The sequence below is a fragment of the Sphingobium sp. WTD-1 genome (assembly GCF_030128825.1).
Classification (GTDB): domain Bacteria; phylum Pseudomonadota; class Alphaproteobacteria; order Sphingomonadales; family Sphingomonadaceae; genus Sphingobium.
In genome coordinates this window covers 862,644-883,625 of record NZ_CP119127.1, presented here as the reverse complement: position 1 = coordinate 883,625, position 20,982 = coordinate 862,644, and the positions used below count along the sequence as shown (strand labels likewise).

The window sequence follows — 20,982 nt, the reverse complement described above, 5'->3', positions numbered from 1 at the left end:
GCGATGGCAAATTTTTTGGGCGCGACAGCGCGCTTGCGCCCCTCGCCCAAGGCGCCAATATGCGCCTCGACCAACAGACTCCCCAAGGCGGAAGGATATCCCATGGCAGACTATATTCCGATCAAGACGCTGGAAGGCGACGGCCAGTTCGACGCCTATGTCGCCACGCCCGACAGCCCGACCAAGGCGGCGATCATCGTCATCCAGGAAATTTTCGGCGTCAATGAAGGCATCCGCCGCAAGTGCGACAGCTGGGCCCGCGCCGGTTATCTGGCGATCGCGCCCGACCTGTTCTGGCGCATCGATCCGCATATCGAGCTGGACGCTGACATCCCCGAACAAATGCAGCAGGCGCTCGACTATATCCCCCGCTTCAACCAGGATCAGGGCGTCCGCGATATCGAGGCGACCATCCGCGCCGCGCGCGCGATGCTGGAAGGCCCGGCCAAGGTCGGCGTCGTCGGCTATTGCCTGGGCGGCCGCGTTGCCTTCATGACCGCCTGCCGCACCGATGGCGATGCCTTTGTCGGCTATTATGGCGTAGGCATCGACGGGCTGCTGGGCGAACAGCATGCCATCGGCAAGCCGACCATGCTGCATATCCCGACCCATGACGGCTTCGTCCCCGCCGACGTCCAGGCCAAGATGCATGACGGGCTGAAGGACAACCGTCACGTCACCCTGCATGATTATGAAGGGCTGGATCATGGCTTCGCCGCCGAGATGGGCGATCGCCGCGTCGAGGAAGCCGCGCAATTGGCCGACCGTCGCACCGCCGACTTCTTCGCGCAGACGCTCGCCTGATGTCGGGGGATGCATGGCGGATGATCGTCCGGGCCCATGGCGGGCCCGAGTCGATCGAGCGCGAGCGTTTCGATCCGGGCACGCCCGGTGAAGGCGAGGTGCTGATCGCGCAGGATGCGGTCGGCCTCAATTTCATCGACACCTATTATCGCACCGGCCTCTACCCCGCCCCCCTGCCCCTGACGCTGGGATCGGAAGGTGCGGGCCACGTCGTTGCGGTTGGTGCGGGCGTCAGCGGCATTGCCGTGGGCGACAAGGTCGGCTGCGCCGCCGGCCTGGGCGCCTATGCCACCCACCGCATCGTTCCGGCCGATCGCGTGGTGCGCATCCCCGATGCAGTCAGCACGCGCGATGCCGCCGCAATGATGCTCAAGGGCATGACCGCCTGTTATCTGGCCGAGGACATGATCGACCTGCTGCCCGGCGATGTCGCCTTGGTCCATGCCGCCGCCGGCGGTGTCGGATCGGTACTGGTGCCCTGGCTGCGCGACAAGGGCGTGGTCGTGATCGCCCATAGCGGATCGCCCGAAAAGGCAGCCAGGGTAAATGCTGACCATAGCCTGTCCGGTCCGCTCGACGATCTGGCTGCGCAGGTGCGCGACCTGACCGACGGCAAGGGTGTCGCCGTTGCCTATGATGGCGTCGGCAAGGACAGTTGGGCCGCCTCGCTCGCCAGCCTGCGCCGCCGCGGCCTGCTGGTCAGCTATGGCAATGCGTCGGGTGCCGTCCCGCCGATCAGCCTGCTCGATCTCAGCCGCAACGGCTCGCTCTATGTCAGCCGCCCGACCCTGTTCGACTACGTCGCGACGGCCGAGGATCTGGCCAACACCGCTGAGCGGCTATTCGATCGCATGGCGCGCGGGATCGTGTCAGCGCAGATCGGCCAGAGCTTCGCTCTCGCCGATGCCGCGGATGCCCATCGCGCACTGGAAGGGCGCCAGACGACCGGCAGCACAATTTTTATTCCGTAAACGACATCACATGCCAAATGATTGACTATGAATGGCCAAGCATCTGAGGCATCAACCCATTTCAATCGGCCAAAATGACATGTTTCAAGCATGTCATTGATTGAAAATTATAAAGAATGTTCTCTCAAGACGTCCGAACCACATTGTACGCGACCGTACAAATGATAATGCGAACAGAGGAGTAATCGATGCAGTCCACCGTAGAGTTGTTCGAACTCATGCGTAAAAGCCCCATGAATGATTGGGTTGGCGGCACTGATCCAGAAAGTGTTGGAGACGCATCGGCCCATTATATGCGCCACCTTCTGCCGATTACTAATGACAGTCGAATTCTCGATTTCGGCTGCGGTATCGGTCGAGGCCTGGCGTCTCTGCGCAAGACGCATCCATTGGCCGAAATCGTCGGGATGGACATCATGCCCCCGGTCATCGATTTCTGCCGGAGCGAGATTGCGACCCGGTTCAACAATACCAAGTTCGAGCTGATCGATGACAGCAATGATCATTATGATCAGTTCATCGGCAACGAGGTTCGGAAACCCAAAGCGCAATTGTCGAAGGAATATGCATCGCATTTCACCGATGGCTATGCCTTCTCCGTCTTCACCCATGTCACCAAGGAAGATTTCGGCGGCCTGCTCAAATTCATTTCCAGCATGATGGTTCCCGGCGGCCGCTTCCTCATGACCTGCTTTGAATTGAATCGCTATTCTCGGCACATGATCGAACAGGGACAGTCGGTATTCCCGTTCGAAGACCATGTTTTCGAAGATGGTGGCGATGTTCTCATCGGTCACAAGGATGATCCGCTGGCCTTCATCGCCTTTGACCGCCAGCTGATCGAAAAGATGGTGTGGGATGCCGGCATGGCCATCACCAAGGTTGAATATGGTGGCTGGATGGGCGGTGGCGTTGGCTCGGCCCTGCAGGACATGATGATCTGTACCAAGCTGCCCGAACTGGTCGCAAAGGATAAGGTCAAGTTCGCGCAGACCGTCGATCGCAGGACCGTTGCCTGAAGCCAGTAAGTGTGACCGGATCGCAGCAACCCGAAGCGTCGATCCGGTTCAACCTCCTCCGACCGGGAATTGCCACAACGGCAATTCCCGGTCGTTCGCGTTTCAGATGACATTCCAATAATGGCGCAGGCGAATGGTCACCCTCCCAAGACACTGCGGAAAAGAGAGCATGAACCACCCTCTTCTTTTTGGGACACCATGGGAAAAGCCTTACCCATCGGTTCGCAATTGCAGTATTTGCCAAGGCGATGATCCTGTCCAATAAGAAGAATATGCCACATATCTTGACCAGGTTGCTGCTGCTTCCCTGGTGGACCCTGCAATTGGCGACGGGCGCCAAATCCTTCCTCGACAATCCCCTGATCGGCTCCCCCCGGCTCAACGCACTCGGTCTGCATGTCGGGCGCGTCAGGCTCGCCCAGTGCATGACTGCCCGCCGTCGATCGCGATTGGCCGCTCTTCTATCCCCGGCTGATCGCCTCGCCTTTGATCGCGACGGTTTCATCGAGATTCGCGACTTCCTGCCGCCGGAGCAGTTTGCCGCCTTGCAGGAGCAGATTGCAGCCTATCAGGCTGTTCCACGTGAAATGGCACAGGGCCATACCATCACCCGCCGTTATGCGGTGGACGGTGCTGCCCAGCGCGCCATCCCGGCATTGGCAAACTTCCTAGGTCACCCTCGCTGGCGTGCGCTGGCGCGCTATGCAGCAAGCTTTAACGTAGAGCCGCTGATCTACATCCAGACCATTCTTACCCATCGACGGGACGGCGCGCCTGATCCGCAGACCCGACTGCATGCTGATACCTTCCATCCCGCGATGAAGGCCTGGCTGTTTCTGGAGGACGTCCCGACCGAAGGTGGCCCCTTCACCTATGTGCCCGGATCGCACCGACTGACTCCGGCGCGCGCGACATGGGAAAAGCAGCGCAGCCTGACAGCACGCGATGGTGATTGCCGCCTGTCGGCCCGCGGATCGCTGCGGATCGAGGAAACCGAGCTGGCCGGTCTTGGCCTGCCGCCGCCGCGCAAGTTTCCGGTGCCGGCCAACACATTGGTGATCGCCGACACATTCGGCTTCCATGCGCGTGGCGAAGCGACGCAGCGTTCCACTCGCGTCGAACTCTGGGCCTATGGCCGGCGCAACCCCTTCCGTCCGCTGGTAGGGTTAGACCTGTGGAGCCTGCCAGGTATCACCGAGCGACGCATCAATCTGCGCTGGGGGCTGCGCGATGCCGTGGCGCGCTGGATCGGCCATCCCTGGCGGCCGGCAGGCATGAAAAGGCCCGCCGACGACTGAGCGTGGGCGGGCCGATTGCGATAGCGTCGAGAGGATCGATCAGAAGAGCGTCAAAACGCCCACCGACCGATCCATGATGCCATCATAGATCATCGAGCAGGCAACATAGACGATCACTGCCAGGCCCAGATAGGCCAGCCAGCGGAAGCGTTCGATATATTTGGCGATGATGTTCGCCGCGATGCCCATCATCGCCACCGACAGGATCAGGCCGATGATCAGGATGCCGGGATGATCGCGCGCTGCACCGGCCACGGCCAGCACATTGTCCAGGCTCATGCTGACGTCGGCGATCGCCACCGACCAGGCGGCGGCGGCAAAGCTCTTGGCCGGGCGCACGCCCGACACATCATCGTCGCTCGGATCGTCAGGCGTATGCGCCCCGGCATTGGGCCGCAGCTCGCGCCACATCTTCCAGCTGACCCACAGCAGCAGCAGGCCGCCGGCCAGGATCAGGCCGACAATCTGCATCAACTGGCTGACCACCAGCGCGAAGCCGATGCGCAGCACCAGCGCGGCGATGATGCCGATCAGGATGACCTGCTGGCGCTGCTTGGGCGGCAGGCCGGCGGCCAGCGCGCCAACGACGATCGCATTGTCGCCCGCCAGCAGGATATCGATCATCAACACCTGGCCAAAAGCGGCCAGGGCGCTGGGCGTCCCGATATTGCTGAAGTCGTTGACGATATGCTGCCAGATATCCGCCGGGGAGCCGAGCCCCTGGGCGGCCGAAGCGGCGGTGGCGATAAGGTCGAGCATGACGGCCTAACGTCCCTGTATGTGAAAATGAAGAAAGCCGGACCATATACATGGCCCGGCTCTCACCGCAAAATATATGGCAGGGTGGCCGCACATCCGCGCAGCCGCCGCCGCGCTTACTGGTTCATGGTCGCGAAGAAATCTTCGTTGGTCTTGGAATCCTTCATCTTGTCGAGCAGGAATTCCATCGCGTCGACCGTGCCCATCTGCATGAGGATACGGCGCAGCACCCACATCTTGCTGAGCGTCGGCTTCTCGACCAGCAGCTCTTCCTTGCGGGTGCCGGACTTGCCGACGTCCAGCGCCGGGAAGATGCGCTTGTCCGCAACCTTGCGGTCCAGCACGATTTCCGAGTTGCCGGTGCCCTTGAACTCTTCGAAGATGACTTCGTCCATGCGGCTGCCGGTGTCGATCAGCGCGGTCGCGATGATCGAGAGCGAGCCGCCCTCCTCGATGTTGCGCGCGGCACCGAAGAAGCGCTTCGGGCGCTGCAGCGCGTTGGCATCGACACCGCCGGTCAGCACCTTGCCCGACGAGGGCACGACGGTGTTGTAGGCGCGGCCGAGGCGGGTGATCGAGTCGAGCAGGATGACGACATCCTTCTTGTGCTCGACCAGTCGCTTGGCTTTCTCGATCACCATTTCGGCGACCTGGACGTGGCGGGTGGCAGGCTCGTCGAAGGTCGAGGAAACGACCTCGCCCTTCACGCTGCGCTGCATGTCGGTGACTTCTTCCGGTCGCTCGTCGATCAGCAGGACGATCAGGAAGACTTCGGGATGATTGTCGGTGATGGCCTTGGCGATGTTCTGCAGCATCACCGTCTTGCCGACGCGCGGCGGCGCGACGATCAGGGTACGTTGGCCCTTGCCCTGCGGCGAGACGATGTCGATGACGCGGGCCGACTTGTCCTTGATGGTCGGGTCCAGCGTGTCGAGGCGCAGCTTCTGCTCGGGATAGAGCGGGGTCAGGTTGTCGAAATTGACGCGATGGCGGACGACGTCCGGATCATCGAAATTGACCGACAGCAGCTTGGTCAGGGCGAAATAACGCTCGCCATCCTTGGGCGCGCGGATCTCGCCTTCGACCGTGTCGCCGGTGCGCAGGCCGAAGCGACGGACCTGGTTGGGCGAGACATAGATGTCGTCGGGACCAGCGAGGAAATTCGCCTCCGGGCTGCGCAGGAAGCCGAAGCCGTCCGGCAGCACCTCGATCGTGCCCTCACCCATGATCTGCGCGCCATTTTCGGCCTCGGCCTTCAGGATGGCGAACATCAGATCCTGTTTGCGCAGGGTCGATGCGCCCTCGACGCCCAGTTCTTCCGCCATGGTGACGAGGTCGGCGGGAACTGTCTTCTTGAGGTCCTTGAGATGCATTGCGAGTCGGTCCGATGGAGTGAGGGATAGAATAGCCGGGTAAGAAAGGAGATTTTGCCCGGTCAATGTCTCGGGAAAGCCTCGCGCCGGACGGGCGAGGGGAATAGTCGGCGTTTAGCGAGCGCCCGGCCCCCAAGTCAAGCGAGGACATTTCCCTATTCCGCCTGAAATCATCGGCTATCCGGGGATTTTCGACAGGTGGTGCCCCATCTGCGGCGATGGACGACATATCCTGCCCCATGATATGATGAGACATAAAATATCGGAAGGATGAGGAAATGCGTTATTTCCGTGCCCTGATGGCGATCGCCACGGGCGCGCTCACCGCGCTGCCACTCGCCGCGCAGGACAGCCCCCCGCTCGATCCCGACATACCGCCTACCGTCATCCGCACCGGCCCCTCGCTCGACGATCGCGTCACCATTCCCATCAATATCGACGGCAAGGGGCCGTGGAACTTCGTGATCGACACCGGCTCGCAGCGCACGGTCATCGCCCGCGACCTGGCCGACCGGCTCGCCTTGCCCAATCGGCGGATCGTCACCATCCTCAGCATGACCGGCAAGGCGGAGGTGCCGACCGTCGCCGTGCCCCGGCTTGGCTTCGGCGCAACCACGGTGGATGATATAGAGGCGCCGGTGCTGAACGGCGAGCATCTGGGCGCCGCCGGGCTGCTCGGCCTCGACAGCCTGCATGCCAAGCGGGTGCTGCTCAATTTCCGCACCGGTCGGATGGAGATCAGCGAAAGCCGCCGCCTGCCCCCGCGCGATCCCGATGCGATCATCGTCGAGGCGCGCCGGCGCAAGGGACAGCTGATCCTGCTCGATTCCGACGTCAACGGGATGAAGGTGAACATCATCCTGGATACCGGCGCCAATTTCAGCGTCGGCAATCTGGCGCTGCGCGACAAGCTGGTGCGCAAGAAGCGCGCGCCCGAACTGCTGCAGGCCAGCCTGATCAGCGTGACCGGCGACACGCTGACCGGCGATGTCGGGCGGCTGGATTTCGTGCGCATGGGCCGGGTCAAGCTGACCGGCGTGCCAGTGCTGTTCGCCGAGGCCAGCCCCTTTGCCGAGCTGGGCCTGGCCGACAAGCCCGCGCTGATGCTGGGGATGAACGCGCTGCGGCTGTTCGACCGGGTGGCAATCGACTTCGGCCGGGGCAAGGTCGATTTCCTGCTGCCCGATACCGGTGCGCTCGATCCGGTCCGGCTGGCCGCCTCAGCGCCCCGTCAGGGACGCTGAGGCACAAGATCAGGGATTGTCGGGTCGCTGCTGCTGGGCCGGCTGGCGCTGGCGCGGCGTGCGGCCCAGCACATTGTCGATCCACTGCTGGTCCAGGCGCGGCGGCGCGGGGCGATCGGCCGGATCGGGCTGGGCCGCCTCCTCGCCATCCTCCGCCTCGCTGCCGGCCGGCCGGGCACGGTCGATCGGCAGGCCATTTTCATCGACCATCATGCCGCCTTCCATGCCGTTGTCCGGCTGGCCGTAATAGGCTTCCTCGTCCGGCTCCAGCTGCCATTCGGGCAGGGTGACCTGGGTCTCGAACTGCTCCACCGGCCGCTTGGCGACGGCGACCTTCATATAATCGGCGAAGGCGTGGGCGGGCGCGCGACCGCCATAGAGCGAAGGCACCGCCTTGGCGTCATCCCGGCCGACCCAGACGCCGGTGGTGATACCGCTGGAAAAGCCCAGGAACCATCCATCCTTGCCGCTGTTGGTGGTGCCGGTCTTGCCCGCGACCGGGCGACCGATCTGCGCCGCCCTGCCGGTGCCGGTACTGACCGCCGTCTGCATCAGGTCGGTCATGCCCGCCGCGACCCAGGGCGCCACCAGCACGCGGCTGGTGTCATCCTGATGCTGGTAGAGCATCCGCCCGTCGGCGGTCGTCACCTTGGTGATGCCATAGGGGGTCACCGCCACGCCCTTGCGCGCGATCGAGGCGAAGGCGCGGGTCATGTCGATCAGCCGCACATCCGACGTGCCCAGCACCATCGAGGGGTGGGTGTTGATCGGCGTGGTGATGCCGAAGCGGCGCGCCATGTCGGCGACGGTCGGGAAGCCGACCTCCACGCCCAGCTTCGCCGCGACCGTGTTGATCGAATAGGCAAAGGCGGTGCGGATATCGATCGCGCCGGCAAAGCGGCCATTGCTGTTGCGCGGGCTCCAGCCATTGATCGTCACCGGCTCATCGGTAACGCCGGTATCGGGCGTATAGCCTGCCTCCAGCGCCGCCATATAGACGAAGATCTTCCAGGCCGAACCGGGCTGACGCACGGCGGTCGTCGCACGGTTATAGTTGGACGTCACATAGTCGAGCCCGCCGACCATGGCGCGCACCGCCCCGTCGCGGTCCAGGCTGACCAGCGCGCCCTGCATGCCGTTCGACACATTGGCCTTCACTGCAGCGGTCGCCGCATTCTGCATGCCAAGGTCAATGGTGGTATAGACTTCCAGCGGCTCATTGGGCTCGTCGATCAGCGTATCGAGCTGCGGCAGCGCCCAGTCGGTGAAATAGCGCACGCTGTTCTGCGGCGGCTCGGGCGCCATGCGCACGCCGTCCAGATTGGCATTGGCATGATCGGTAGCGCTGATCTTGCCATTTTCCTGCATCAGGTCGAGCACCACGCCGGCGCGGCCGATCGCGGCCTCGGCATCGGCGGTGGGGGAGTAACTGGACGGCGCCTTCACCAGGCCAGCGATGATCGCCGCCTCGGGCAGGTCCAGGCTCTGTGCGGGATGGCCGAAGAATTTGCGGCTGGCGGCGTCGATGCCATAGGCGCCGCCGCCGAAATAGACCTTGTTGAGATAGAGTTCCAGGATCTGCTGCTTGGAGAATTTGCGCTCCAGCGCCATCGCCAGCACCATCTCGCGGACCTTGCGGCCCCAGCTATAGCTGTTGTTGAGGAAGATGTTGCGCGCAACCTGCTGAGTGATGGTCGACGCGCCCTGCCAGCGCCGGCCGCTGCCCCGCCGTTCCAGCGCGACCCAGGCCGCGCGTGCCATGCCGACCGGATCGACGCCGGGGTGCATGTAGAAACGGCGATCCTCGGTCGACACCATCGCATCGACCATGACCGAGGGAATCTGGTCATAGCTCAGCCAGCGGCCGAAGCTCGGCCCCAGGGAGACGATGACCGATCCGTCCGCCGCATGGACGCGGATCATCTGGCCATTGGGGGAGGATTTGAGGCTGTTATAATCGGGCAGCGACTGCATCGCGATGAACACGGCCACGCCGATCGCGACCAGACCGGCAAAGGCGCCGACCAGACCGATCTTGAGCCCGCGCACCAGCCATTTCTTCGCCTTGCCCGGCGCCTTCTTGCTCTTGTCAGATCGTGCCATTTGCCGCCCCGGATACGCGCTATTACCGGCCCGGACCAGCGCAAATCAGGGCGCTCGTCCGGAAAACTCCCCGGTCTGTAAGGATGATGCGGCTTTACCCGCGATGAATATTATCGGTGGAGGTCCGAACAAGCCGGGGCGGGCAGGACATGCTGCCCCGCCCCGCAGCGGTCCGTCCCTCTGTCGTTCTTATTCCGCGTCGTCGCGCGACTTGAAATCCAGCGACGCGCTGTTCATGCAGTAACGCAGGCCGTTGACGCCGGGGCCGTCAGGGAAGACATGGCCCAGATGGCCCTCGCAGGTGGCGCAGCGCACCTCGGTGCGGATCATGCCATGGCTGGCATCGCGAATTTCCTCGACCGCGTCGATATCGACCGGCGCGGTGAAGCTGGGCCAACCCGACCCGCTGTCATATTTTTCCTCGGCATCGAACAGCTCCGCGCCGCAACCGGCGCAATAATAGACGCCGTCCGCCTTGTTGCTGTTATATTTGCCGGTGAAGGCCCGTTCGGTGCCCGCTTCGCGCAGCACATGATATTGTTCGGGGGAAAGGCGCGCACGCCATTCGGCTTCGCTCAGGTCCAGCTTTTCCATGGCCGCAATATGGCGTCCGCCGAAGCCCTTATCAAGTCCGCGATCAGGCCCGCTCGCGCGCCGCCTGTCGGGCGATCGCCAGCAGCTCGTGCCGCACCAGCAGGTCGCCCAGCCCCTTGCCGCCACGGCTGGACCGTTCGGCCTGGGCCAGGCGCTGGATGACGCGGGCGATACCGGTCGCGTCCCAGAGCCGCACCTGGCGGGTGACCAGCCCCTTCTCCTTCCAGAAGACCGCCTTGCCGGCCGATTCCACCGCCGCCTCCAGCCGTCCGCTACTGTCGAAATCGGCGCGGATATTGGCGATCAGCATGGCACGGGTCAGCAGCGGCCGGATCACCGACGCCATGGCCGCGCCGATCTCCGCCAGATTGTTGAGTTCCTTGTGCATCGCCCGAAGGTCGCCGCCCAGCACCGCATTGACCAGCGGCGCCGCATCGGAATCGGGATTGTCGGCCGACAATGCGTCCAGCGCCTCCGCCGTCGCCTCGCGCGGCTGTTCCGGCGCGGCGTCGAGATAGAGGACCAGCTTCTCGATCTCGATTCCCATCAGCGCCCGGTCGCCATTGGCCAGGTCGACGATGCGGCGCGCCAGTTCCTGCGGCAGGCGCAGGCCGTTCTCGCGCGCGGTCGCCATCGCGATCTGCTCCGCCTCGCGGGCATCGGGCTGATAGGAGATGAAGGCCATGCAGCCCTTATGGTCGAGCGCCAGCTTGACCAGCTTCGACGTCGCCTTGAGCGCGCCCGCGATCGCGATCACCGGATTGCCCGCCGCCTCCGCCTCCAGCAACGCCGTGACCGCCGGCAGCGATTCATCGCCCATGCCGTTGATCCGCACCCAGCGCTTGTCGCCGAACATGGAGAAGGACGCCGCCTCGTCCGCCAGCCGTGCCGGATCCTCGCGCAGCGTGGCCACGTCCAGATCGACCCGCTCGGCCCCCGGCCCCATCGCCCGCTCCAGCCGCTTGGCAAGCGCGGTGCTGCCCGCCTCGTCAGGACCATAGAGCAGGAAGAAGCGGATATCCGACGGCGGCGCATCGAGCGCCTTTTCTATCTGGCCGCGATTGGCTTTCACTGGCCGGTCGATGCCGCCGACGATGGGGCCGACGATGGCGCCACCTGGGCGCCTTCCTTGCGCGTCGCATACAGCGCCAGGCGGGTGACAATCTGGTCGGCAACGATCTCCGACAGCCGCTCCAGCGCCGTGTCTTCCGCCGCGATCGTCGCATATTCGCTCGACGTCGCGTTGATGCCGGCGTCCGACCCGGCGCTATCGTCCAGCACCTGCGCGCCGGTCGCTTCGTCGATCAGCTGATAGCGCGCCCGCAGCGTGCGCCGCTCGCGGGTGATGGCCGCGTCGGACCGCAAACCGAAACCGCTGATCTGGTCATCCAGCTTCACCACCAGCTTGTAGCTGGGGCCGGAACCATTGCTGATCGCGCCCAGCCGGTCGTTGAGCGCATTGCGCATCAACCAGCCGCCCTTGCCCGCAATATCCTGCACCTCGACATGGCCCAGCCCCTGCGCCACCGCGCCATGGCTGCCGCCGCCATAGACCGGGCGCAGCCCGCAGGCGGTAAGAAGAGTGAGGGCGACGAGGGGAAGGATGCGCTTCATGGGCATGATCCTTATCCCGTCACCCCGCCCTTGTCGAACCAAAGGTCGGGGTGACGGGCACAGGTCAGATGACCAGATTGACCAGACGGTCGGGCACCACGATCACCTTCTTGGGGGTGGCGCCATCCAGCGTGCGAACGACGTTCGGCGCGGCCAGCGCCAGCTTTTCCAGTTCGTCCTTCGGCGTACCCTTGGGGACGGTGATGGTGTCGCGCAGCTTGCCCATCACCTGGCAGGCGATGGTCACTTCATCCTCGACCAGCAGCGCCGGATCGACCGCCGGCCAGGCGGCTTCGGCGATCAGGCCCGGCTGCGCCATCTCGGCCCAGCCCTCTTCGGCCAGATGCGGGGTCATCGGCGCCACCAGCAGCGCCAGCGCGCGGATCGCCGCGGTGCGGCTGGCCGACGGCTTGGCCTTCTCGATCGCGTTCACCAGCTCATAGATCTTGGCGACGGCCTTGTTGAAGCCCAGCGCCTCGATATCCTTGGCGACGCCGTCGATCGTCTGGTGCAGCTTGCGGTCCAGCGCCTTGTCCTGGCCCTCTGCCGCCGCATCGGCTTCGCCGAACAGGCGCCAGACGCGGTTGACGAAGCGCCAGCTGCCCTCGATGCCGGCCTCGGTCCAGGGCAGGTCGCGCTCGGGCGGGCTGTCCGACAGCATGAACCAGCGTACGGCGTCGGCGCCATACTGCTCGATGATGTCATCGGGATCGACGACATTCTTCTTCGACTTGGACATCTTCTCGACGCGGCCGACGCTCACCGGCGCTCCGCTCTCGATATGGATATAGTCGTCGCCGGACTTCTTGATCTCCTGCGGCGACAGCCAGCTGCCATCGCCGGCCTTGTAGGTCTCGTGCGTCACCATGCCCTGGGTGAACAGGCCGGTGAACGGCTCGGCAAAGCCGAGCTGGCCCATATGCTGCAGCGCGCGGGTCCAGAAACGGGCGTAGAGAAGATGCAGGATCGCATGTTCAACGCCGCCAATATATTGGCCGACCGGCAGCCACTGCTCGACCGTCGCACGATCGAACGGCTTGTCGTCGGGCTGGCTGGCGAAGCGGATAAAATACCAGCTCGAATCCGCGAAGGTGTCGAGCGTGTCGGTCTCGCGCCGCGCCGGCTTGCCACAGGACGGGCAATCGACATGCTTCCAGGTCGGGTGACGATCCAGCGGATTGCCAGGAATGTCGAAGGTCACATCCTCAGGCAGCTTCACCGGCAGCTGGTCCTTGGGCACGCCCACCACACCACAATCATCGCAATGGATGACCGGGATCGGGGTGCCCCAGTAACGCTGGCGCGACACGCCCCAGTCGCGCAGGCGGAACACGGTCTTGCCCGCGCCCCAGCCTTCGCCCTCGGCGCGGGCGATGACGGCGGCCTTGGCGGCTTCGACCGCCATGCCGTCCAGGAAGCGCGAGTTAACCAGATGGCCGGGGCCGGTATAGGCCTCGTCATGGATCGGCTTGTCGGCTTCGCCGTCCAGCGCGACGACGCGCTCGACCGGCAGCATATATTTGCGCGCGAAGTCGAGGTCGCGCTGGTCATGTGCGGGCACGCCCATGACGGCGCCGGTGCCATAGTCCATCAGCACGAAATTGGCGATGAAGACGGGCAGGTGCCAATCGGGATCGAACGGATGCGCAACCGTCAAGCCGGTGTCGAAGCCCAGCTTCTCCGCCGTTTCCAGCTCGGCGGCGGTGGTGCCGCCTTCCTTGCACTTCTCGATGAAGGCAACGGCATCGGGATTGTTCGCGGCAACGGCCTGCGCGACCGGATGGTCGGCCGCGATCGCGACGAAGCTGGCGCCGAAGATGGTGTCGGGGCGGGTCGAATAGACCTCGATCGCGCTGTCGAACGGCGCGACCGGCTTGAAGCTGAACTGCAGGCCGACCGACTTGCCGATCCATTTTTCCTGCATGGTCCGCACCTTGTCGGGCCACTGGTCGAGCGTCTGGAGGCCCTCCAGCAGATCGTCGGCAAACTGGGTGATCTTGAGGAACCACTGGTTGAGCTTGCGCTTCTCGACCAGCGCGCCCGAGCGCCAGCCGCGCCCGTCGATCACCTGCTCGTTCGCCAGCACGGTCATGTCGACCGGATCCCAGTTGACCTGGCTTTCCTTGCGATAGACCAGGCCCGATTCCAGCATGTCCAGGAACAGCGCCTGTTCATGGCCATAATAGCCCGGCTCGCAGGTGGCGAGTTCGCGACTCCAGTCGATCGCGAAGCCCAGCTTCTTCAGCTGCGCGCGCATATTGGCGATGTTGGACCGGGTCCATTCGCCCGGATGCACCTTCTTTTCCATCGCCGCATTTTCGGCCGGCATGCCGAACGCGTCCCAGCCCATCGGATGCAGCACTTCATGGCCGGTCATCCGGCGGAAGCGCGCCAGCACGTCGCCCATCGAGTAATTGCGGACATGACCGATATGGATGCGCCCCGACGGATAAGGGAACATCTCCAGCACGTAGCTGCGCGGCTTCGTCGAGGCATCGTCCGCCTTGAAGCTCTGCTTCTCGTCCCAGACGGCCTGCCAGCGGGCGTCGGCCTCCAGCGGGTTGAAGCGCCTTTGCATGTCATGTCCTTACAAATGCAAGCGGGCTGGGCTCCGTAAAAGCCCAGCCCCGATGGTTTGAAAACAGGGCGTTACCGTATCAGTCGCGCCCGAAAGGGGTGGTTCAGCCGATCGCCATGCGGCGCAGGTCGCGCGCCTTGGTCAGGATGATCTCTTCCAGCTTCTGCACCGTCGCGGCCTGCACCGGGGCATCGACCCACTGGCCATTCTGGTTGACCTGGCGGCTGGCGGCCACGCGCAGCGCGTCGGCCCGCAGATCCTGATCCAGGATCGACACGGTGACCTTCATCCGTTCACTCGGCGTGTTGGGATTGGTATACCAGTCGGTGACGATGACGCCGCCGTTGGAATCGGTCTGCACCATCGGCATGAAGGACAGCGTGTCCAGGCTGGCGCGCCACAGATAGGCGTTGACGCCGATGGTGGTGACCTTCGACGCGGCCAGATCGGCCTTGGGCCGTTCCTTCGCGCCGCCACCGCATGCGGCAAGCGGCAGGAGCGCAGCCAGCAGAAGACCGGAGGAAAGGGTAACGGGAAGGCGACGGACCATCAGGCATGTCCTAGCTTGAAAAAGACGAAAAACGCCCCGCTTCTATAGTCGACGCGCGCCATTGGGCAAGGGGGCGCGCGGGTCCGACACGCCACGGATCGTCGCAACCCGTCCTCGGAGTCTGTGTACTCTGTGCAACAGCTCAGACAAAAAGCGGATAGCGCCTCTGGTCAATGGCGCTTTTTGGTGTCTAATGCGTCTTGAAAAATAACCGGTGGGGAAGAGATTCGAATCATGCGCGTGAAACGGGGACATTTGGCATTGGCAGGCTCGGCAATCGCCGTCGCTGGCTTCATGCTGTCGCCCGCTTTTGGCGCCGCAACCGATCTCGTCCGCATGCGTGAGGAAGCCCCGGTGTCGCTCGGCGCGCTGGGCAGCATATCCTCCTTCACCCCCACGACCAAGGATTCGCGTCTGGCTGCGGCCTATGCGAAGATCGCCGCCTCGGCCGGTCGTCAGAATTTCCGCTTCACGCCGACCAGCGGTTCGCTCAGCGGCCAGCGCTCGATCACTGTCATGGTCCGCGCCAGCGACGTCGATCGCGTCGCCGCCAACCGCTCGGTGGTCCCGGTCAACATCGCGCCCGTCAGCTTCAGCCTGAACGGCGAGCATGGCTGGCGCAAGTTCGCCCTGCCGGAAAATACCGGCCGCAAGGCGCTGGACCCGGTGCCGGTCGAAACCATGGTCGATGCGAAGAATTTCTCGCTGGATGACGGCAAGAAGGATCGATTCAGCACCAAGGTGCTGCTGGAAAGCCGTCGCGAACCGACGGCGACCGTCCGCAACCCCAGTGCGGACAAGGATTATTCGCTGGATCTGGCCAGCTCCTACTCGCTGACCCGCAACCTGAATGTGACGGCGGGCATCCGCTACAACAACAGCGTTGCCGGCCGCCTGACCCCGATGACCGACGAACGCCAGGACAACCAGGCCGTCTATCTGGGCACCATCTTCAAATTCTGATCGCCTGAAAGGGCAAGGATACGCATGATCGGCATCGCCTGATGCCGATCGCTCCAACGCGTCAACAGTAACTGCCGCCACCCTTGGCGCAGAGCATGACCGGCTCCGTCTCGATCAGGCGTAGCGACTGCACCATGTCGGCGGTGCCCTGCTTATATTTCAGGAAATGCGGTGTCTTGAGATGCGCCTGATAGGCCGCGTCACTGGCATAGACTTCCAGCAGGCGGATGCTGGCAGGCTTCCCGGCGATCGCCACCGCCGACAGCGACAGCACGCCCGGCTCCTGCGCCACCGATGCGGCAATCTCCTCGCGCAGATAGGCCTTATAATCCTCGATCTGCGCCGGATCGATCTCCAGCTCCGCGATCCGCACGATCGGCCTATCCGGCGCGGCCTGTGCCCTCGCCTGCCGCCCGGCCCCGACGCCCAGCATGAAGGCGGCCAGCGTCAATACGCCCATCGCCGCCTTAGTCCTGCGCATCGTCGAACAGCTTGCGGGCGATCCCCAGTGCCGTCATCGCCGGCGGCCAGCCGGCATAGAAGGCCAGATGGGTGATGGTCGCGATGATCTCCGCGCGCGTCAGCCCATTGTCGAGCGCCCGCTGCAGGTGAAAGGGCAGCTCATTGCCGCGATAGAGCGAGATGAGGCTGGTGATGGTGATCAGGCTGCGGTCGCGCGGCGACAGCGCCGGATCGGCCCAGACTTCGCCGAACAGGGTCTTGTCGGTCATTTCCGCCAGATGAGGCGCCAGATCGCCAAAGGATCGGCGCGCGTCGGTGGGTTCGGTCATGTCGGGTCTCCGCAAAATGGACGGCGTCTCTCCAACCTACCCGACTTATCCACAGGCTATTAGGCCCACATCCGCGCTAGGGCCCATGACCCGGATTCATATATGGTCGGTCAGTCCGTCGATCGCCGCCCAACCCACCGCGCCGATCCCGCGCAGCATATGCCGGTGCTTGGCTTTCACCCCGCCCAGCGCCATCACCGGCGCCTTCGCCTGCCGCGCAAGCGCCGCAAAGCCGATCCGCCCCAGCGCCCCGGCACCAGGATGCGACCGGGTCGGGAACAGCGGCGACAGGAAAACCATATCCGCGCGCGCGGCCGCCTGAAGCTCACGCCGATCATGCGCCGCCTGGCTGTGGATAAGTCTGTGGAAATTTTTCGACCCATCCCGCCCATGCCAGCCATCCGCGCGCCAGGCCGCCGCCGTCCGCGCGTCCCCCGCCAGCATCAGCACCAGTCGCCGTCGCCGCGCGATCGCCCGCAATGCCTCGAACAGCGCGCGCCGTTTCACCGCCTCGGTGCGATAATGGCGAAAGACGATTCCCGCGCGCCCGCGTGGCAGACGCGCAGCCGCTGCCAGCAAGGACGCATCCTCCACCCGCTCATCGGTCATCAGCCAGAGGCCGGGCAGCTTTTTGCGGTGGCGGGCGTGCATGGCCATCGCCTATAGCAGCCGCCATGACCACCGACATCCCCGAAGCTGCGGCCCGCCTCGCCACCCTGCGCGATCAGATCGACCGCGCCGCCCGCCTGACCCAGCGCAGCGCCGACGACATCAGCCTGATCGCCGTGTCCAAGACCCAGCCGGCCGAAGCGATCCTTCCGCTGATCCACGCCGGCCAGCGCGTCTTCGGCGAAAACCGCGTCCAGGAAAGCCAGGACAAATGGCCCGCCCTGCGCGAGCAATTTTCGGATCTGACCCTGCATCTGGTCGGCCAGTTACAATCGAACAAGGCCGCCGATGCCGTCGCCCTGTTCGACGTCATCCATTCGCTCGATCGCCTCTCGCTGCTGACCGCGCTCGCCAAGGCGATGGACGCCGCAGGCAAGCGCCTGCCCTGCTTCATCCAGGTGAATATCGGTGCCGAGGAACAGAAGGGCGGCTGTCCGATCGCCGATGTCCCGGCGCTGATCGCCGCCGCGCGCGACGCCGACATCCCGCTGCTCGGCCTGATGTGCGTGCCGCCGGCCGATGTCGAGCCCGCCCCCTATTTCGCCCTGCTCGCGAAAATGGCGCGGGAAGAGGGCCTCCCGCGCCTGTCGATGGGCATGTCGGGCGATTTCGAAACCGCCCTGATGCTGGGCGCCACCGACATTCGCGTCGGCACCGCCCTGTTCGGCGAACGCGCCCCCGTCAGCCGCCCCGTTCCCCGGAGCGGCCTGGGGATGATCAGAAACGCCCCCGCAAGGTAATGCCATAGGTGCGGGGCTCGGCCAGGTAGGCAGAGATCAGCTGGTTCGCCATCGGCGCGCCCTGCGCGAACTGCCCGGTGGTCGATGTCGCCGGGCTGCTCGACTGGAGCGGGCTGCTGAAGGCGACCTGGGTATAATCCTGGTTGAAGATATTCTGGCCCCAGAATTCGACCGCCCAGCGCTGGTCCTTGCCCCGCAGACCGACGCGCGCATTGAACACCGCAAAGCCGTCCTGCGCCTTTTCCGGGAACAGGTCGGACCCGGTATTATAGTCGCTCATCATGCGGCCATCGATGTAGAAGAGCGCGGACAGGCCGTTCGACCCGATATCGGGCGTCCAGGCCATGCTCGCGGTCGTCACCAGTTGCGGCGCATTGCTGTTGATCGATCCGGGCAACAGGAACAGCGCCGGATCGAGCGGCACGCTGCCATCGCCGCTGCCGACCAGCCGCTTGGCGAATTTCGCGCGCGCATAGGTCAGGCCGCCGGTCAGGCGGAAATGGCGCACCGGTGAAGCGGTCAGTTCCAATTCCACGCCCTGGCTGATCAGGCCCGGCCCGACATCGCCGGAATCGCAGGTCCGCGCCGCCGACAGGGCGCTGTCACAGCCATTGATATTCTGCACGACAAAGCTGGTGCCATTGAAGGTGTTCAGCTGGAAATTCTTGAACTCCTGACGGAAGGCCGCGATGTTCGCGCTCCATTTCGGCTGGGTATATTTAAGGCCGATTTCAAAGGCGTCGACCTTCTCTGCGGCAAAGCGCAGGCTCGTCACATCGGCATTGGTGCGCGGCGCGTAGACCGCCGGCACCGTGTTCAGGCCGGTCGATCCCAGCTGGAAGCGGTCGAGGTTGAAGCCGCCCGCCTTATAGCCCTTGGAATAGCTGCCATAGACCAGCATCTCGTCGATCGGCTTCCACGACAGCACCGCCGTGCCGCTGAACTCGCCGTCGCTGATCTTGTCGTTGAGGTCGAGCGCATTGAGCGTGGTCGAGCCGTTGCCAAGGCAGCCAAGCGTCAGGATGCCGCCCGCCAGCGCCGCCGCACTGCCCAGCGACGCATTGGTCGCCAGCGCCGGCAGTGAAGAGGTCTGCAAGGCCGCGCAAGTCGCATTGTTGTTATTGAAATCCGAAGAGAATTTCTTCGATTCATGGGTGTAGCGCAGGCCCAGGGTCAGATCGAGCCGCTTAGTGATGTGGATGATATTATGGGTGAAGAGCGCCCAATTCTCGCTCTTCTGGCGATAGATGGAGGCAACGTCGCCGGTGCCTTCCGGAATCGCCGCCAGCGCGCGCAGGCCATTGCCTAGACCGGTGGAGATCGCCCCCGCCTGCGCCGCCGCAACGCCGGCCGGCAACCCGGCATTGATCAGCGCGGCGGTCAGTCCGGCGTTGAGATTTGCCTGCGTGCCGCCAATCAGCGCCGACGTGGCCAGGCCGCTGCCGCAGGCCGCCAGTTGCGCCGCGGTGAAGTTGCTGTTCACGCCCGCGCCCGCCATCAGGCGACAGGCGGCAAAGCGGCCATAGTCGGCGCCGAAGCGGATATTATCCTCCAGCGTCAGCTTCTCATTGGCGTAATAGCCGCCCACCAGCCAGTCGAGCGCTTCGTTGAAGGCCGAACCCTGCGCCCGCAATTCCTGGGTGAAGGTCTTGAACTGGCGATAGGTGTTGGGATCGCGATAGAGAAGGTCGGCGCCCGAATAGTCATAATCGCCATAGTCGCGGGATTTATAGTCGCGATAGGCGGTGATGCTGGTCAGTTTCGCGCCGCCCAGATCATAGTTGATCTCGCCCGACACGCCCCAATCCTTGAGCTTGCTGACATAGTCGCGCCCTTCGGTGATGGTCAGCTCGCGATCATAGGGATCGGCGGGGAAGACGCTGCCCTGCCCGGCCAGGATCGCGCCGATGCGGTTGAACGGCGCCGTGCTATAGCCGCCGCCGGTCGCCGGCCGTCGTTCGCGCGTCTCTACATAGGCCGCGCCACAGCAGCTTTCGTCGCGATTGGTATAATCGCCGATCAGTCGGATCGACAGGGCATCATTGGGTTCGATCAGCGCCTGACCACGCAGGAAATAGCGGTCGCGATCATTGGTATCGCCGACCTTTTTGCCGCTGGTATCGACCAGATCGTAGAAACCGTCGCGCTTCGACCAGACGCCGTCCAGGCTCAGCGCAATCCCCTTGGCGATCGGGCCGGTGATGCGCCCGGCCAGGCGCCAATAATCATAATTGCCGTAGGTCGCCTCGGCCATGCCACCCAGGGTGAATTCGGGCGCCTTGCTGACGATGTTGATCAGGCCGGCCGAAGCATTGCGGCCGAACAGCGTGCCCTGCGGCCCGCGCAACACTTCGACCCGCTCGATCTCGCCCAGATCATTGAGGCCCGCGCCGGTGCGCGAACGATAGACGCCGTCGATGAACACCGCGACCGAGCTTTCCAGGCCAGGATTGTCGCCGACCGTGCCGATGCCGCGAATACGGGCCGAACCATTGGCCTCGGTCCCGGTCGAGGAGACCAGCAGGGACGGCGCCAGCTGGTTGAGCGCGCGAATATCATTGGCGCCGCTATTCTGCATCGCCTGCTGGCCGACCGCCGATACCGCGATCGGCACGTCGGACAGTGGGCTGGCACGGCGGGTCGCGGTGACGATGATGTCGACGCTTTCGGTGTCCACCGCCGCCTGCGGCGCGGCATCCTGGGCATGGGCAAGCGGCATCGCGCCCGCCAGTGCGACGGCACCGGCGGACAGCAGCCAAAGGCTCTTGTGCATCATGATGTGCATCCTCTCCTGGCCCGCCTGGCTTTTTGCCGGGTCGGGACTATGCGCGATTATGCTGCCACAGTCGGAATAACGCAATATATCGCGTGATTCCGGGCATTTTCCGCAGTTGCGTGATGATGGCCGCATG

Annotated in this window: 19 protein-coding genes; 7 read left to right on the top strand and 12 right to left on the bottom strand. The window is 64.2% G+C overall.

The features are described from left to right. Window positions 1-102 precede the first annotated feature (102 nt). From N6H05_RS04465 to N6H05_RS04450, 4 genes are all read left to right on the top strand, one after another. A complete protein-coding gene (locus N6H05_RS04465; protein WP_284112866.1) occupies window positions 103-804 on the top strand; it encodes a dienelactone hydrolase family protein in 702 nt (233 codons plus the stop codon). Window positions 805-824: 20 nt separating this feature from the next. Beyond that, window positions 825-1,775 carry a quinone oxidoreductase family protein gene (locus N6H05_RS04460; RefSeq protein ID WP_284112865.1) on the top strand — a complete coding sequence of 317 codons (951 nt, stop codon included), beginning with the start codon at window positions 825-827 and terminating at the stop codon, window positions 1,773-1,775. Window positions 1,776-1,963: 188 nt separating this feature from the next. Then, complete coding sequence (locus tag N6H05_RS04455; protein ID WP_284112864.1) at window positions 1,964-2,794, top strand: class I SAM-dependent methyltransferase; 831 nt, start codon at window positions 1,964-1,966, stop codon at window positions 2,792-2,794. Between the two features lie 272 nt (window positions 2,795-3,066). Further along, window positions 3,067-4,092, top strand: a complete 1,026-nt coding sequence (locus tag N6H05_RS04450) for a phytanoyl-CoA dioxygenase family protein (protein WP_284112863.1) — start codon at window positions 3,067-3,069, stop codon at window positions 4,090-4,092. 39 nt (window positions 4,093-4,131) lie between these two features. Here N6H05_RS04450 and N6H05_RS04445 read toward each other — a convergent pair whose 3' ends face one another. Together N6H05_RS04445 and rho are read right to left on the bottom strand one after the other, a co-directional pair. Next, window positions 4,132-4,851 (bottom strand): YjbE family putative metal transport protein, encoded by a 720-nt coding sequence (locus tag N6H05_RS04445; protein ID WP_284112862.1) that lies wholly within the window; start codon window positions 4,849-4,851, stop codon window positions 4,132-4,134. Between the two features lie 116 nt (window positions 4,852-4,967). Continuing rightward, window positions 4,968-6,224, bottom strand: a complete 1,257-nt coding sequence (gene rho / locus N6H05_RS04440) for a transcription termination factor Rho (RefSeq protein ID WP_004209171.1) — start codon at window positions 6,222-6,224, stop codon at window positions 4,968-4,970. A 278-nt stretch (window positions 6,225-6,502) separates the two neighbouring features. Between rho and N6H05_RS04435 the strand changes: the two genes are divergently transcribed. Beyond that, window positions 6,503-7,468, top strand: coding sequence for a retroviral-like aspartic protease family protein (locus tag N6H05_RS04435; RefSeq protein ID WP_284112861.1), 966 nt, complete (start codon window positions 6,503-6,505; stop codon window positions 7,466-7,468). Window positions 7,469-7,477: 9 nt separating this feature from the next. Here the strand turns inward: N6H05_RS04435 and N6H05_RS04430 are convergent, their stop codons facing one another. The 6 genes from N6H05_RS04430 to N6H05_RS04405 all read right to left on the bottom strand — a co-directional run bounded on the left by N6H05_RS04430 (window position 7,478) and on the right by N6H05_RS04405 (window position 14,907). Continuing rightward, window positions 7,478-9,571 carry a transglycosylase domain-containing protein gene (locus N6H05_RS04430; protein ID WP_284112860.1) on the bottom strand — a complete coding sequence of 698 codons (2,094 nt, stop codon included), beginning with the start codon at window positions 9,569-9,571 and terminating at the stop codon, window positions 7,478-7,480. A gap of 189 nt (window positions 9,572-9,760) precedes the next feature. Next, window positions 9,761-10,165 (bottom strand): peptide-methionine (R)-S-oxide reductase MsrB, encoded by a 405-nt coding sequence (gene msrB / locus N6H05_RS04425; protein WP_004209174.1) that lies wholly within the window; start codon window positions 10,163-10,165, stop codon window positions 9,761-9,763. 43 nt (window positions 10,166-10,208) lie between these two features. Beyond that, the gene (gene holA / locus N6H05_RS04420) at window positions 10,209-11,237 is read right to left on the bottom strand and encodes a DNA polymerase III subunit delta (RefSeq protein ID WP_284112859.1); all 1,029 of its coding nucleotides are present in this window, start codon (window positions 11,235-11,237) and stop codon (window positions 10,209-10,211) included. Then, entirely contained in the window at window positions 11,234-11,779 is a 546-nt protein-coding gene (gene lptE, locus N6H05_RS04415) for an LPS assembly lipoprotein LptE (protein WP_284112858.1), read from the bottom strand. The genes holA and lptE overlap by 4 nt, the downstream gene beginning before the upstream one ends. Before the next feature lie 64 nt (window positions 11,780-11,843). Beyond that, window positions 11,844-14,357 (bottom strand): leucine--tRNA ligase, encoded by a 2,514-nt coding sequence (gene leuS, locus N6H05_RS04410; RefSeq protein ID WP_284112857.1) that lies wholly within the window; start codon window positions 14,355-14,357, stop codon window positions 11,844-11,846. Between the two features lie 103 nt (window positions 14,358-14,460). Then, window positions 14,461-14,907 (bottom strand): DUF3576 domain-containing protein, encoded by a 447-nt coding sequence (locus N6H05_RS04405; protein ID WP_004209178.1) that lies wholly within the window; start codon window positions 14,905-14,907, stop codon window positions 14,461-14,463. A gap of 234 nt (window positions 14,908-15,141) precedes the next feature. Here N6H05_RS04405 and N6H05_RS04400 point away from each other — a divergent pair, with 234 nt between their 5' ends. After that, window positions 15,142-15,870 carry a hypothetical protein gene (locus N6H05_RS04400; RefSeq protein ID WP_004209179.1) on the top strand — a complete coding sequence of 243 codons (729 nt, stop codon included), beginning with the start codon at window positions 15,142-15,144 and terminating at the stop codon, window positions 15,868-15,870. Window positions 15,871-15,931: 61 nt separating this feature from the next. On the opposite strand, the gene N6H05_RS04395 is transcribed toward N6H05_RS04400, so the two are convergent. From N6H05_RS04395 to N6H05_RS04385, 3 genes are all read right to left on the bottom strand, one after another. Beyond that, window positions 15,932-16,351: a putative quinol monooxygenase gene (locus N6H05_RS04395; RefSeq protein ID WP_284112856.1), complete on the bottom strand. Its 420-nt coding sequence runs from the start codon at window positions 16,349-16,351 to the stop codon at window positions 15,932-15,934. After that, on the bottom strand, window positions 16,338-16,661 hold the full coding sequence (locus N6H05_RS04390; protein WP_010335771.1) for a carboxymuconolactone decarboxylase family protein: 324 nt from the start codon (window positions 16,659-16,661) through the stop codon (window positions 16,338-16,340). Before N6H05_RS04390 ends, N6H05_RS04395 begins: the two co-directional genes overlap by 14 nt. Window positions 16,662-16,757: 96 nt before the next feature. Further along, complete coding sequence (locus N6H05_RS04385) at window positions 16,758-17,312, bottom strand: thiamine phosphate synthase (protein ID WP_284112855.1); 555 nt, start codon at window positions 17,310-17,312, stop codon at window positions 16,758-16,760. A 23-nt stretch (window positions 17,313-17,335) separates the two neighbouring features. Here N6H05_RS04385 and N6H05_RS04380 point away from each other — a divergent pair, with 23 nt between their 5' ends. Next, window positions 17,336-18,070 carry a YggS family pyridoxal phosphate-dependent enzyme gene (locus tag N6H05_RS04380; protein ID WP_284112854.1) on the top strand — a complete coding sequence of 245 codons (735 nt, stop codon included), beginning with the start codon at window positions 17,336-17,338 and terminating at the stop codon, window positions 18,068-18,070. Here the strand turns inward: N6H05_RS04380 and N6H05_RS04375 are convergent. After that, window positions 18,048-20,843, bottom strand: coding sequence for a TonB-dependent receptor (locus N6H05_RS04375; RefSeq protein ID WP_284114163.1), 2,796 nt, complete (start codon window positions 20,841-20,843; stop codon window positions 18,048-18,050). The two genes, N6H05_RS04380 and N6H05_RS04375, sit on opposite strands and share 23 nt — an antisense overlap. Window positions 20,844-20,982: the final 139 nt, after the last annotated feature.

Bases quoted from the DNA above. Each gene is read 5' to 3' on its own strand.
- N6H05_RS04465 (WP_284112866.1), top strand. From the start codon at position 103: ATGGCAGACTATATTCCGATCAAGACGCTGGAAGGCGACGGCCAGTTC.
- N6H05_RS04460 (WP_284112865.1), top strand. From the start codon at position 825: ATGATCGTCCGGGCCCATGGCGGGCCCGAGTCGATCGAGCGCGAGCGT.
- N6H05_RS04455 (WP_284112864.1), top strand. From the start codon at position 1,964: ATGCAGTCCACCGTAGAGTTGTTCGAACTCATGCGTAAAAGCCCCATG.
- N6H05_RS04450 (WP_284112863.1), top strand. From the start codon at position 3,067: ATGCCACATATCTTGACCAGGTTGCTGCTGCTTCCCTGGTGGACCCTG.
- N6H05_RS04445 (WP_284112862.1), bottom strand. From the start codon at position 4,851: ATGCTCGACCTTATCGCCACCGCCGCTTCGGCCGCCCAGGGGCTCGGC.
- rho (WP_004209171.1), bottom strand. From the start codon at position 6,224: ATGCATCTCAAGGACCTCAAGAAGACAGTTCCCGCCGACCTCGTCACC.
- N6H05_RS04435 (WP_284112861.1), top strand. From the start codon at position 6,503: ATGCGTTATTTCCGTGCCCTGATGGCGATCGCCACGGGCGCGCTCACC.
- N6H05_RS04430 (WP_284112860.1), bottom strand. From the start codon at position 9,571: ATGGCACGATCTGACAAGAGCAAGAAGGCGCCGGGCAAGGCGAAGAAA.
- msrB (WP_004209174.1), bottom strand. From the start codon at position 10,165: ATGGAAAAGCTGGACCTGAGCGAAGCCGAATGGCGTGCGCGCCTTTCC.
- lptE (WP_284112858.1), bottom strand. From the start codon at position 11,779: ATGAAGCGCATCCTTCCCCTCGTCGCCCTCACTCTTCTTACCGCCTGC.
- leuS (WP_284112857.1), bottom strand. From the start codon at position 14,357: ATGCAAAGGCGCTTCAACCCGCTGGAGGCCGACGCCCGCTGGCAGGCC.
- N6H05_RS04405 (WP_004209178.1), bottom strand. From the start codon at position 14,907: ATGGTCCGTCGCCTTCCCGTTACCCTTTCCTCCGGTCTTCTGCTGGCT.
- N6H05_RS04400 (WP_004209179.1), top strand. From the start codon at position 15,142: ATGCGCGTGAAACGGGGACATTTGGCATTGGCAGGCTCGGCAATCGCC.
- N6H05_RS04395 (WP_284112856.1), bottom strand. From the start codon at position 16,351: ATGCGCAGGACTAAGGCGGCGATGGGCGTATTGACGCTGGCCGCCTTC.
- N6H05_RS04390 (WP_010335771.1), bottom strand. From the start codon at position 16,661: ATGACCGAACCCACCGACGCGCGCCGATCCTTTGGCGATCTGGCGCCT.
- N6H05_RS04385 (WP_284112855.1), bottom strand. From the start codon at position 17,312: ATGCACGCCCGCCACCGCAAAAAGCTGCCCGGCCTCTGGCTGATGACC.
- N6H05_RS04380 (WP_284112854.1), top strand. From the start codon at position 17,336: ATGACCACCGACATCCCCGAAGCTGCGGCCCGCCTCGCCACCCTGCGC.
- N6H05_RS04375 (WP_284114163.1), bottom strand. From the start codon at position 20,843: ATGCACAAGAGCCTTTGGCTGCTGTCCGCCGGTGCCGTCGCACTGGCG.